This window comes from Marinobacter sp. (assembly GCF_041984545.1).
Taxonomy (GTDB): Bacteria; Pseudomonadota; Gammaproteobacteria; order Pseudomonadales; family Oleiphilaceae; genus Marinobacter.
In genome coordinates, this window is the sequence record NZ_JBHIXV010000027.1 from 45,311 (window position 1) to 55,304 (window position 9,994).

11 protein-coding genes are annotated in these 9,994 nt (G+C 59.3%); 8 read left to right on the forward strand and 3 right to left on the reverse strand.

What is annotated here, in order from left to right:
- The first annotated feature begins 53 nt into the window (after positions 1 to 53).
- Genes ACFC20_RS13030 through ACFC20_RS13045 form a run of 4 tightly spaced genes read left to right on the forward strand, consistent with a single transcriptional unit; the run spans position 54 to position 3,632 of the window.
- Positions 54 to 1,322: a nitrous oxide reductase family maturation protein NosD gene (locus ACFC20_RS13030; protein ID WP_375193386.1), complete on the forward strand. Its 1,269-nt coding sequence runs from the start codon at positions 54 to 56 to the stop codon at positions 1,320 to 1,322.
- Positions 1,319 to 2,251, forward strand: a complete 933-nt coding sequence (locus tag ACFC20_RS13035) for an ABC transporter ATP-binding protein (protein WP_375193387.1) — start codon at positions 1,319 to 1,321, stop codon at positions 2,249 to 2,251. The genes ACFC20_RS13030 and ACFC20_RS13035 overlap by 4 nt, the downstream gene beginning before the upstream one ends.
- Positions 2,248 to 3,078 (forward strand): ABC transporter permease, encoded by an 831-nt coding sequence (locus ACFC20_RS13040; RefSeq protein WP_375193388.1) that lies wholly within the window; start codon positions 2,248 to 2,250, stop codon positions 3,076 to 3,078. The genes ACFC20_RS13035 and ACFC20_RS13040 overlap by 4 nt, the downstream gene beginning before the upstream one ends.
- A gap of 14 nt (positions 3,079 to 3,092) precedes the next feature.
- Positions 3,093 to 3,632: a nitrous oxide reductase accessory protein NosL gene (locus ACFC20_RS13045; protein ID WP_375193389.1), complete on the forward strand. Its 540-nt coding sequence runs from the start codon at positions 3,093 to 3,095 to the stop codon at positions 3,630 to 3,632.
- A gap of 222 nt (positions 3,633 to 3,854) precedes the next feature.
- Here ACFC20_RS13045 and moaA read toward each other — a convergent pair whose 3' ends face one another.
- The 3 genes from moaA to ACFC20_RS13060 form a co-directional block, all read right to left on the reverse strand.
- On the reverse strand, positions 3,855 to 4,847 hold the full coding sequence (gene moaA, locus ACFC20_RS13050; RefSeq protein WP_375193390.1) for a GTP 3',8-cyclase MoaA: 993 nt from the start codon (positions 4,845 to 4,847) through the stop codon (positions 3,855 to 3,857).
- A gap of 170 nt (positions 4,848 to 5,017) precedes the next feature.
- Positions 5,018 to 7,312, reverse strand: coding sequence for a nitric-oxide reductase large subunit (locus ACFC20_RS13055; protein ID WP_375193391.1), 2,295 nt, complete (start codon positions 7,310 to 7,312; stop codon positions 5,018 to 5,020).
- Entirely contained in the window at positions 7,305 to 7,814 is a 510-nt protein-coding gene (locus ACFC20_RS13060) for a hemerythrin domain-containing protein (RefSeq protein ID WP_375193392.1), read from the reverse strand. The genes ACFC20_RS13055 and ACFC20_RS13060 overlap by 8 nt, the downstream gene beginning before the upstream one ends.
- Positions 7,815 to 8,039: 225 nt before the next feature.
- Between ACFC20_RS13060 and ACFC20_RS13065 the strand changes: the two genes are divergently transcribed.
- The 4 genes from ACFC20_RS13065 to ACFC20_RS13080 form a co-directional block, all read left to right on the forward strand.
- Positions 8,040 to 8,264 (forward strand): hypothetical protein, encoded by a 225-nt coding sequence (locus ACFC20_RS13065; protein ID WP_375193393.1) that lies wholly within the window; start codon positions 8,040 to 8,042, stop codon positions 8,262 to 8,264.
- Positions 8,265 to 8,311: 47 nt separating this feature from the next.
- The gene (locus ACFC20_RS13070; protein WP_375193394.1) at positions 8,312 to 8,680 is read left to right on the forward strand and encodes a YbaN family protein; all 369 of its coding nucleotides are present in this window, start codon (positions 8,312 to 8,314) and stop codon (positions 8,678 to 8,680) included.
- A 28-nt stretch (positions 8,681 to 8,708) separates the two neighbouring features.
- On the forward strand, positions 8,709 to 9,146 hold the full coding sequence (locus ACFC20_RS13075; protein ID WP_091987556.1) for an Rrf2 family transcriptional regulator: 438 nt from the start codon (positions 8,709 to 8,711) through the stop codon (positions 9,144 to 9,146).
- 242 nt (positions 9,147 to 9,388) lie between these two features.
- Positions 9,389 to 9,994, forward strand: a 606-nt coding sequence (locus ACFC20_RS13080) for a transposase (RefSeq protein ID WP_375193395.1), incomplete at its 3' end; no start/stop codon positions are given.

A 9,994-nucleotide genomic window follows, 5' to 3' on the forward strand; every position in this document is an offset into this window, starting at 1 on the left:
GATTTGCTCGAAGCATGGTGCAGTCCTTTAATTTCCTTTTTTGAGAAACGTTGATGTATCGAAATCTGCGTTATGGAGTGGCCCTGACAGTCGCTCTGTTATCGCTGACCGCGCAAGCGGACCTGCAGGCAAAGCTGGATGCCCTCGATCCGGGGGCGTCGTTCGAGCTCCCCGCTGAGCAGCTTTCTCCACTGGTTATCCGGGTGGCTGACGTATCTGTGTCCTGCCAGGCCGGGACTGTGATTGATGGTGGCGGGCAGGGGAATGCCGTGGAGATTCAGGCGGCGGGGGTGACGTTTTCCGGGTGTGAGGTGCGCAACTGGGGCGGCGATCTGAACGGGCTGGATGCCGGGATTTTTGTGGCGCGGGAGGCCGGTGGGGCGGTGGTTGAGAACAACCGGCTACAGGGGCCCGCATTCGGGATCTGGCTGGATGCGACGCCGGAGGTCACCGTCCGCAACAATCGTATTCGCGGGGATGCGTCGATTCGCTCCCAGGATCGGGGCAACGGGATTCATCTGTTCAACACCACCGGGGCGCTGATCGAGGGCAATGACATCAGCCAGACCCGGGACGCAATCTACATCGAGACCGCCAATAACAACACGATCCGGGGCAATGAAATGTCGGATCTGCGTTATGGCATTCACTACATGTACTCCATGAACAACCTGCTGGAGGGCAATGTGACCCGTCGCACCCGCACTGGCTACGCGCTGATGCAGAGCAAGCGTTTGCGGGTAATCAATAACCGGTCGGTGAACGACGCCAATTACGGCATTCTGATGAATTTCATCACCCAGTCCGAGGTGCGGGGCAATGTAGTGACCGGGGTGTCCCAGGGTCGGTCGGCAGGGGTGGCCATTGAGGGAGCCGAGGGCAAGGCGGTGTTTATCTATAACTCCCTTTACAACACGTTCGAGGGCAATGTGTTTGCCGACAGCGACATTGGCATTCACCTCACGGCCGGTTCGGAGGACAACGAGGTGTTTGGTAATGCCTTTGTGAACAATCAGCGCCAGGTGAAGTATGTGGCCACCCGGACCCAGGACTGGTCAAAAGGCGATCGGGGCAATTTCTGGAGTGATTACCTGGGCTGGGACCGGAACCAGGACGGGGTTGGTGATGTGCCCTACGAGCCTAACGACAACGTCGACCGGCTGTTGTGGAAATACCCGGAAGCCCGGGTGCTCATGTTCAGCCCGGCGGTGGATACCCTGCGCTGGGTGCAGGATGCCTTTCCGGTGGTCAAGTCCGCCGGTGTCGTCGATTCCCACCCCCTGATGCGGCTGCCCGCAGTGCTTCAAACGGAGATCCGATGAGCTGCTTTCAACTGGACAATGTCAGTTACCGGTATGACAAGAGCCCTGTGCTCAGGGGCATCGATCTGACGCTTGAGCCCGGCGAGATTCTGGGACTGTTCGGCCACAACGGCGCGGGCAAGACCACTTCGATCAAGCTGATCCTTGGCCTGATGGCGCCCGAGCAGGGAACGGTGTCGGTGCTGGGTGGCCAGGCCGGCGATCCGCAGGTTAGCCAGCATATTGGGTATCTGCCGGAAAATGTGATGTTCTACCCGCAGCTCACGGGCCGCGAGATTCTGAGTCACTTTGCCCGTCTCAAGGGGGCCGATCTGCGACAGGTACCGGACCTGCTGGAGCAGGTGGGGCTGAGTGATGCCATGGATGCCCGTACCAGGACTTATTCCAAGGGCATGCGCCAGCGTCTGGGGCTGGCCCAGGCACTGCTGGGTAAACCCCGGCTGTTGATGCTGGATGAGCCCACCGTGGGGCTCGACCCGGTGGCAACGGCGGATCTGTACAGGTTGCTGAGGACCCTTCGGGACGAGGGCACCGGCATTGTGCTCTGTTCCCATGTTCTGCCCGGTGTGGAGCCCTATATTGATCGGGCGGCTATCCTAACCGGCGGCGCCCTGCAGGCGGCCGGTGATCTGACCGCCCTCCGGCGCCAGGCGAGCATGCCGGTGACTCTTTCACTGGAGCCGGCCCATGGGCTCTCTGCGCTGGAGAGGGCTATTGACCGGGCCGGTCGCTTCAACGGCGTGATGGTCAAGGCGGATAACGGTCGTCTGCGGGTGGATGTTCAGCCCCGGGAAAAAATGCCCCTGCTGCAGGCGCTTTTCACTTCTGGCGAGCTGGCCGATGTGAGTATTCATCAACCCAGCCTTGAGGATATCTACGTGCACTTCATCGGCTGCGGCGGTCTGGCTCACCGGGGAGGCAAGTCATGAACAGTATCTGGACCATCGCCCGCAAGGAACTCAGCGACAGCCTGCGCAACCGCTGGCTGGTGGCCATAGCGCTGGTGTTTGCCACCCTGGCCCTGGGCATTGCCTGGTTTGGCGCTGCCGCTTCGGGGCAGGTGGGCTATGCCTCCACGCCCGCCACCATTGCCAGTCTGGCGAGCCTGGGCATCTTCCTGATTCCGTTGATCGCACTGCTGCTGGCGTACGATGCCATTGTGGGCGAGGAAGAGGGCGGCACCCTGCTGCTGTTGCTGACTTACCCGCTGAGCCGGAGCCAGCTTTTGCTGGGCAAATTCCTGGGCCACGGCCTGACCCTGGCCCTGGCCACGCTGATTGGATTTGGTGTGGCGGGTGTCGCTATTGCGCTGCTGGTGGAAGACGTGGTCGTCACCAGCCTGATGGCGGCCATGCTCAGGTTCATAGCCTCCACCGTGTTGCTCGGCTGGGGATTCATCGCGCTGGCCTACGTGATCAGCGTCCGGGTCAGTGAAAAGCCGGTAGCGGCAGGACTGGCTCTGGCCATCTGGTTTTTCTTCGTGCTGATCTTCGACCTGCTCCTGCTGGGCACTTTGGTGGCCAGCGAAGGACAGTTCAGCGCCGAACTGCTGCCCTGGCTGCTGATGCTCAATCCCACCGACATCTACCGCCTGCTCAACATCGTGGCCTTCGGCGACAGCGGCCAGTTGACCGGCGTGCTCAGCCTGGGAACCGACCTTCCCGTCGGCGCCGCCGGCTTATGGATTGGCCTGGTGCTCTGGTTTGTCGTGCCACTGGCTGGTGCTCTCGCACTTTTCCGAAACCGCCGTATCTGAACGGAGTAAACCCGATGCAGCGAACCAGATTGAACTGGCTCCTCGCCAGCCTTGCCGCTCTCACACTGACCGCCTGCTCAGGCGCGGAGGAGCAGCCTGCGGCAAAACCCGACCCGGTGCACTTCGAAAGCGGTGACGAATGCCACGTGTGCGGCATGCTTATCGAAGGCTTCCCCGGCCCCAAGGGCCAGGCCATTACCGAAAAGAACCAGCAGGTCCGTAAATTCTGCTCCACCCGCGACATGTTCGCCTGGGTGCTGCAGCCGGAGAACGTCAACCGGGCGCATACCCTGTACGTGCACGACATGGCCCAGACCGACTGGCAGAACCCGAACGACACGGCACTGATCAATGCCCGGGAGGCTTTCTATGTCGTAGGCTCCAGTCGTGACGGTGCCATGGGGCCGACTCTGGCGTCCTTCGCCAGCAAGTCCGATGCCGAAGGTTTTGCCAATGACCACGGTGGCAGGGTTTTGGCCTTCAACCAGGTCACAATGGAGGATCTGACCACCGGCATGGGCATGCACAGCAAAGCTGGAATGGACCACCAGTAAATTCGGATGGGAGTGTTGTTTCTGGTTAGCTGATAGATAGAAGAGACTATAACTGCCAAATCGGATGAGCGCGTGTGGAGCGGGTTTCCAAAACTGTGCGGAGCCATGGATGGCGGAGCCCAAGCGTCACAGGGATGTGCCGCAAGGAGCGTGTTTTGGAAACCCGCTCCACATGTGCTCCACTCCAGAAATGAAAGGCTAGGGACAGAGAAGCGACTAAAGTCAGCCGCCGGTCATATTCATAAACCGAAGAATCTGCACATCCCCATTGCTGGAGAAATGATGCCGCTCCGGCTTCAGATCCATGGCATTGATGATGGTTTCCCGCAACTTTCCGTCAGATTCGGGGTGGCCCCGAAGCACACGTCGCAGATCCACCGAATGCTCATTGCCCAGGCAAAGCAGCAGCCGGCCTTCGACGGTTACCCGCACCCGGTTGCAGGTGGAGCAGAAGTTATGGGAATGGGGTGAAATGAAACCGACCCGGGTCTTGCTGTCTTCCATCCGGTAGTAACGGGCAGGGCCGCCGGAATCCTCGGTTGCCGGCACCAGGTCATGGTGCTTGCGGATGATGTTTCGCACCTCCTCGCTGGTGCACAGGGCCAGACCCCGATCGTGTTCGGAGATTTCACCCAGGGGCATTTCTTCGATAAACGTGATGTCCACCTGCTTCTTCCGGGCGAACTCCACCAGCTCCGGCACCTCTTCATCGTTGCGGCCTTTCATCACCACGGTATTGATCTTGATGCCGCGGAAGCCCGCCTCCCGGGCGGCATCAATACCGTCCAGAACCTGGGACAGCCTGCCGGTACGGGTAATATCGTGGAATTTGTCGGCGTCCAGGGAATCCAGGCTGATGTTCAGCCGGTGCATGCCCGCCTTGCGCAGCGGCTCGGCCATGGTGGTCAACTGGCTGCCGTTGGTGGTCATGGCGAAATCGCGTAGACCGTAGGTGCCGATTTCCTTGACCAGTTCGAGAATGTCCTTGCGCACCAGGGGCTCGCCACCGGTCAGACGGATCTTCTCGGTACCCAGGTCAACAAAATTGCGGGCCACACGGGCGATTTCTTCCAGAGTCAGCACTTGCTGACGGGGCAGGAAGGTCATGTCTTCGGCCATGCAGTAGACGCAGCGGAAATCACAGCGGTCGGTTACGGACAGACGTACATAGTTGACGGTGCGGCCAAAACGGTCTGTCAGCTTGGTTCGGGGCATCGGGATGATCCTGTAGTACTGCTTATTTTTTACACCAATTATAGGCCAAGTATTGCAGATTGGATCAAGGATTCCGATACCCCGGGGTAGGTAACTCCCGTGTTCGGGCGTGGGTAGGAAGTGCCGGGCCGTCCATGGCCCGGTCGTGATCAGTGAGTGAATCCCTTGGCTCAGGCGGATTCCGTTGCGGTGGCAGGATCCTCTGGCGTGCCAAGCGCCGGTGCCATGGTGGGGAAGAACAACGCCTTCACCACCTGCCAGGCCACCGCGAGCGCGCCAACGATGAACACCACGTCGCCAATGGTCCGGATCCAGCGCAGGAACTGCAGAATGTCAGACTGCATGAAGGCCTCGCTGCGGGCGTACCAGAGACCTTCGCTGGCGCTGGCGGCGAACTGGATCAGGCCCACCGGCAGCAGGCTGGTGAACAGCATCAGCACCAGGCCACCGTTCAGCCACCAGAAGCCGACTTTCATCAGTCGCTCGTCGAACACCAGGCCTGGCCGGATGTAGCGGAGCACCAGCAGGGTGAAGCCCAGGGCGAGGAAGCCGTACACCCCGAACAGGGCAGCATGGGCGTGGGTGGGTGTGGTGTTCAGGCCCTGCACGTAGTAGAGCGCAATGGGTGGGTTGATCATGAAGCCCAGCACCCCGGCGCCCAGCATGTTCCAGAAGGCAACGCCCACGAAGAACAGCAGCGGCCAGCGCACGTTTTCCATCCAGGGCGCACGGCTCTTCAGGCGCCAGTTCTCCCAGGCCTCGTAGCCGAGCACAATCAGCGGAACCACCTCGAGTGCGCTGAAGGTGGCGCCCACTGCCATCACCGGCGTAGTGGTGCCGCTGAAGTACAGGTGGTGGAAGGTGCCGGGCACGCCGCCGAGCATGAACAGGCTGGCGGACGCCAGGCTGGCCGAGGTGGCCACTGTGCGGGATACCAGGCCCATGCTGCAGAAGATGAATGCCAGGGCAGTGGTGGCAAACACCTCGAAGAAGCCTTCCACCCACAGGTGGACAATCCACCAGCGCCAGTACTCCATCACCGACAGATGGGTACGCTCGCCGTAGAAGAAGCCGGCGCCATAGAACAGGCCGATGGCCACGACGCTCGCAGTCAGCAACGCCAGCAGGTTTTTGTCGCCGCCGGGTGTGCGCAGGGCGGGCACAATGCCGCGAAGCATCAGTACCAGCCAGAAGGCGATGCCCAGGAACTTGCCAATCTGCCAGATGCGGCCAAGGTCCACGAACTCGTAACCCTGATGGCCCAGCCAGAAGTTGAGATTCGCGGGCATGATCTGCGCGATGGCCAGATAGTTGCCGACGAACGAGCCAACCACCACGGCAACCAGCGCCCAGAACAGGATGTCGACACCCAGCTTCTGGAATTTCGGGTCCTTGCCGCCGTTAATGATGGGAGCCAGGAACAGGCCGGCAGCCAGGAAGCCGGTGGCAATCCAGAACAGCGCCGACTGGATGTGCCAGGTGCGGACCAGCGAGTAGGGGAACCACTCGGATACGTTGATGCCGTAGAAACTCTGGCCTTCCACTGTGTAGTGGGCGGTAAAGCCGCCGAGCATAACCTGGAAGGTGAACAGGCCCACCACCAGCAGCAGGTATTTTCCGAGCGCCTTCTGGGAGGGCGTGAGGGCAACGTTGGTGAGGGGATCCTTGATGGGCGCCTCGGGCTCCTCTTCGTCGTGCTTGCGCAGGAACGCCCAGGCCCAGACCAGTCCGCCAATACCGGCGATGAGCAGAACCACGCTGACAATCGACCAGATGATATTCTCCGCGGTCGGTTTGTTATCGATCAGCGGTTCGTGGGGCCAGTTGTTGGTGTAGGTGACATTACTGTCCGGACGTTCGGTGGCGGCGGCCCAGGCGGTCCAGAAGAAGAACTCGGTCATCCGCTCCCGGCGCTCCGGGTCTGGCAGGGTATTCTCCTTCATGGCGTAATTCTCGCGCGTGGACTGCAGCGCCGGGTCGCCACCGAAGAGGCTGTGGTAGTAGGCAGCGGTCTGTGCCATGGCTTCCGCACGACGCTCCGATAGCACGACGGTGTCCCGCGCGCTGTCGTAAGTGTTGGTGCGGTAGGCTTCCTTCAACTGGTACTGCAGGGCGTTCTGTTGCTGGCCGTTCAGAGAGGCGTAAGGCGCGCCGTATTCCTCCTGCGCCGCGATCTCAAGCCAGTTTACCAGTTCCCGGTGCAGCCAGTCGGCGGTCCAGTCCGGGGCCTGGTAGGCGCCGTGGCCCCAGATGGAGCCCAACTGCATGCCACCAACCGACTGCCAGGCGGTCTGGCCGTCCAGGATGCTGTCTTCGGTCATCAGCAGGGTGCCGTCGGCCGTCTCGACCCGATCCGGAATCGGGGGCGCTTCCCGATACACTTCGGTGCCGAAATAGCCGAGCAGTCCGAAGGTGATGGCCAGAACCGAGATCAGTATCCACCAGAGTCTGCGATAGTCAGCCATGATGAGCGCCCTCCGCTTGCCCGCCCACGCGGTTGAACAGCACGTTATTTTCAAGATGGATGTGGTTCACGAGATCGTTCTCCAGGGTGGCCAGGCCCCGGTAGAGGGTCTGCCAGGTGTTACAGGCCCCGTCCGGCAGGGCAAGGTGGTTGGTAAGGCGGTGGACGCCGGCCAGGGCCAGGCCGTGGTCGTCGTGTTCACGACGCATCACGGAAATGGGCGCGGCGGCCATGCCATTCATGTTGCGTGCAATCATCGGAAAAAGGATCTGTTCCTCTTTCTGCATGTGGGCTTCCAGTTCGGCCTGCATCTGCTCAAGGTGAGCGCTCAGGCCGGCGGGGCAGTCCGGGTGGTGGTTATGGACACGCTCGACACGCTGGGCAAGCCGGATCAATTCCGGAAGCTGTTCACGGTGAACGTCGTGGTAGCGGGTAAGAATGTGTTCGATCACCACTTCGGTGTCGGCCTGGCGCAGGTCGTCCAGTGCATCCTTCGGTAGCATGGCATTTTCTCCTCTTAAACATTCATTAAAAATAAATGTTATTTTGAATTTTGATTAAATGTATCTGAGGTGTCAAATTTAATTGGTGGTATGACTGGTGGTACGACTGGTGAGATAGGTACAAGACGCCATCTTTCAGAGCGTCCTTTCGCTCTTGGTGGTTGCTTTTTTAATGACCAGCGCCTAGATTAAAAATGTATTTAAAATATGTTTATGGTGAGAATCATGGCTGACCTTGAAAAATGGCTGTTCACTGCGAACCGGACACTGGGGTTGTCGGTGGTCGGGTTGCTGGTAACAGTCCTGATGGCCTATCCGATGGCTGATTCACTGGCGATGCCCATTCAGATTGCGGCTCACATCGGCACGCTGCTCTTTGCGGTGGGTGTGAAGATTGCCTACGTCGCCAGGCTGGTTTTTCTGAGCAAGCTAGGCAGACCTGTTCATTGAATCCCGGTAGACTGGATGCAGTTATGAACTTTGGCGGAGCCCCCGTGATGGGCGATTTTTTCGGCAAAACCGGATTCAGGATTCTTGCGTATATATTTGTTGGGCTGGCTGTGGCCGGAGTGGCGCTGCCGTTACTGCCGACAACGCCCTTTGTTCTGCTGGCCGCGTATTGCGCGAGCAAGGGCTCGCCGGCGTTTGCAGAATGGCTGGATAACCACCCCAGGTTCGGGCCGGCCATAGCCCAGTGGCGCACCCGTCGGGCGGTGCCGGCCAGAGCCAAGCTGCTGGCCTGCAGCATGATGGGGGTGAGCTGGACAATGCTGTTCATGCTTGGGGCGTCGGCCACTGTGCTGGCGATTTCCGGCCTGTGCCTGTGCGGCACCGCCTGTTACCTGTTAACACGACCGACTTACTGACTGACTGTTCGATAAACTGGAGTCTTGAATGCACATCACCCGATACACGGACTATTCACTTCGAGTGCTCATCTACCTGGCAGTGCAGGGTGATCGTCTGGCAACCATCCAGGAAATCGCGGACAGTTACGACATCTCCAAGAATCACCTCATGAAGGTGGTGCATCAGCTCAACAAGAAGGGGTACATCGAGACGATCCGTGGCAAGAAGGGGGGCATGCGGCTCCACATGGCACCGTCGGATATCAACATCGGTATCCTGGTTCGCGAAACCGAGCAGGATCTGAGCATTGTTGAGTGCTTCTCTTCCAAGAACGCCTGCAAGATCACGCCGGTGTGTGGACTCAAATCGATGTTCGGTGAGGCGCTCAAGGCCTTCCTCGAGGTGCTCGACAAGTACACTCTGGCCGATGTGATTCAGGATCAGCACCGGCCCCAGTTGTTGCGGTTGCTGCAGATTGCCTGAGGCGCGGATACACAAACTTACCAATCGAATCCAACAATCAGTGCCGGTTCCGTAACCGCTGAGATACACTTGTGTCCAGCAGTTTGATAATAAGAACGGATCAGGGCCAGTTAGTGCCCGTCCAGAAACTAACAAGCAGCTGATTTTCCGAGATATTTTCCGAGAAGGGATAAAAAAATCCTCTTGGCTCTGGTATGTTTTAGGTGCGAACAAAAAACAGCCAACAACCAAGAGGATCCCGCATGCGAGAGACCCGCAATGCTCAAGTCAGTATATTCGAACATTATTCAAATCACGAGTATGGCGTCAGGCTCCGCAAGCTGTCAGACGTTCTGGACAGCCAACCCGAGATTCTGGATCTGGTGGCCGCAGATTTGATCGATGCGTCCGCTGCCGCCGTGGGGCGAACCGGTCTCAGTGCAGAAAGTGTTCTGCGTTGTCTGGTATTGAGGCAGCAACTGGGTTTCAGCTATGAACAACTGGCGTTTCATTTGTCGGATTCGGTGACCTACCGAACCTTTGCCCGGTTACCGGCTCACCTGTCGCCCAGCCGGTCCTGCCTGCAGTCCACGATCCGCAGGATCAGGCCAGAGACGCTGGCGCAGGCACACCAGGCAGTGACCCGTAATCTGATCAGCCAGGGTGTGATTTCGCTGGATAAACTGCGCATCGACAGTACCGTGGTGGCCAGTCACATCGCCCCACCCAGTGACAGCCAGTTGCTGAATGATGGCGTTCGGGTGATCAGTCGACTGCTGGCAAAAAGCAAAACCGAAACCGGCCTGACCATCCGCTTTACCGACAAGCGCAAAGCGGCAAAGTCTCTGGCCTTCCGTATCTTCAACGCC

Bases quoted from the DNA above. Each gene is read 5' to 3' on its own strand.
- ACFC20_RS13030 (WP_375193386.1), top strand. From the start codon at position 54: ATGTATCGAAATCTGCGTTATGGAGTGGCCCTGACAGTCGCTCTGTTA.
- ACFC20_RS13035 (WP_375193387.1), top strand. From the start codon at position 1,319: ATGAGCTGCTTTCAACTGGACAATGTCAGTTACCGGTATGACAAGAGC.
- ACFC20_RS13040 (WP_375193388.1), top strand. From the start codon at position 2,248: ATGAACAGTATCTGGACCATCGCCCGCAAGGAACTCAGCGACAGCCTG.
- ACFC20_RS13045 (WP_375193389.1), top strand. From the start codon at position 3,093: ATGCAGCGAACCAGATTGAACTGGCTCCTCGCCAGCCTTGCCGCTCTC.
- moaA (WP_375193390.1), bottom strand. From the start codon at position 4,847: ATGCCCCGAACCAAGCTGACAGACCGTTTTGGCCGCACCGTCAACTAT.
- ACFC20_RS13055 (WP_375193391.1), bottom strand. From the start codon at position 7,312: ATGGCTGACTATCGCAGACTCTGGTGGATACTGATCTCGGTTCTGGCC.
- ACFC20_RS13060 (WP_375193392.1), bottom strand. From the start codon at position 7,814: ATGCTACCGAAGGATGCACTGGACGACCTGCGCCAGGCCGACACCGAA.
- ACFC20_RS13065 (WP_375193393.1), top strand. From the start codon at position 8,040: ATGGCTGACCTTGAAAAATGGCTGTTCACTGCGAACCGGACACTGGGG.
- ACFC20_RS13070 (WP_375193394.1), top strand. From the start codon at position 8,312: ATGGGCGATTTTTTCGGCAAAACCGGATTCAGGATTCTTGCGTATATA.
- ACFC20_RS13075 (WP_091987556.1), top strand. From the start codon at position 8,709: ATGCACATCACCCGATACACGGACTATTCACTTCGAGTGCTCATCTAC.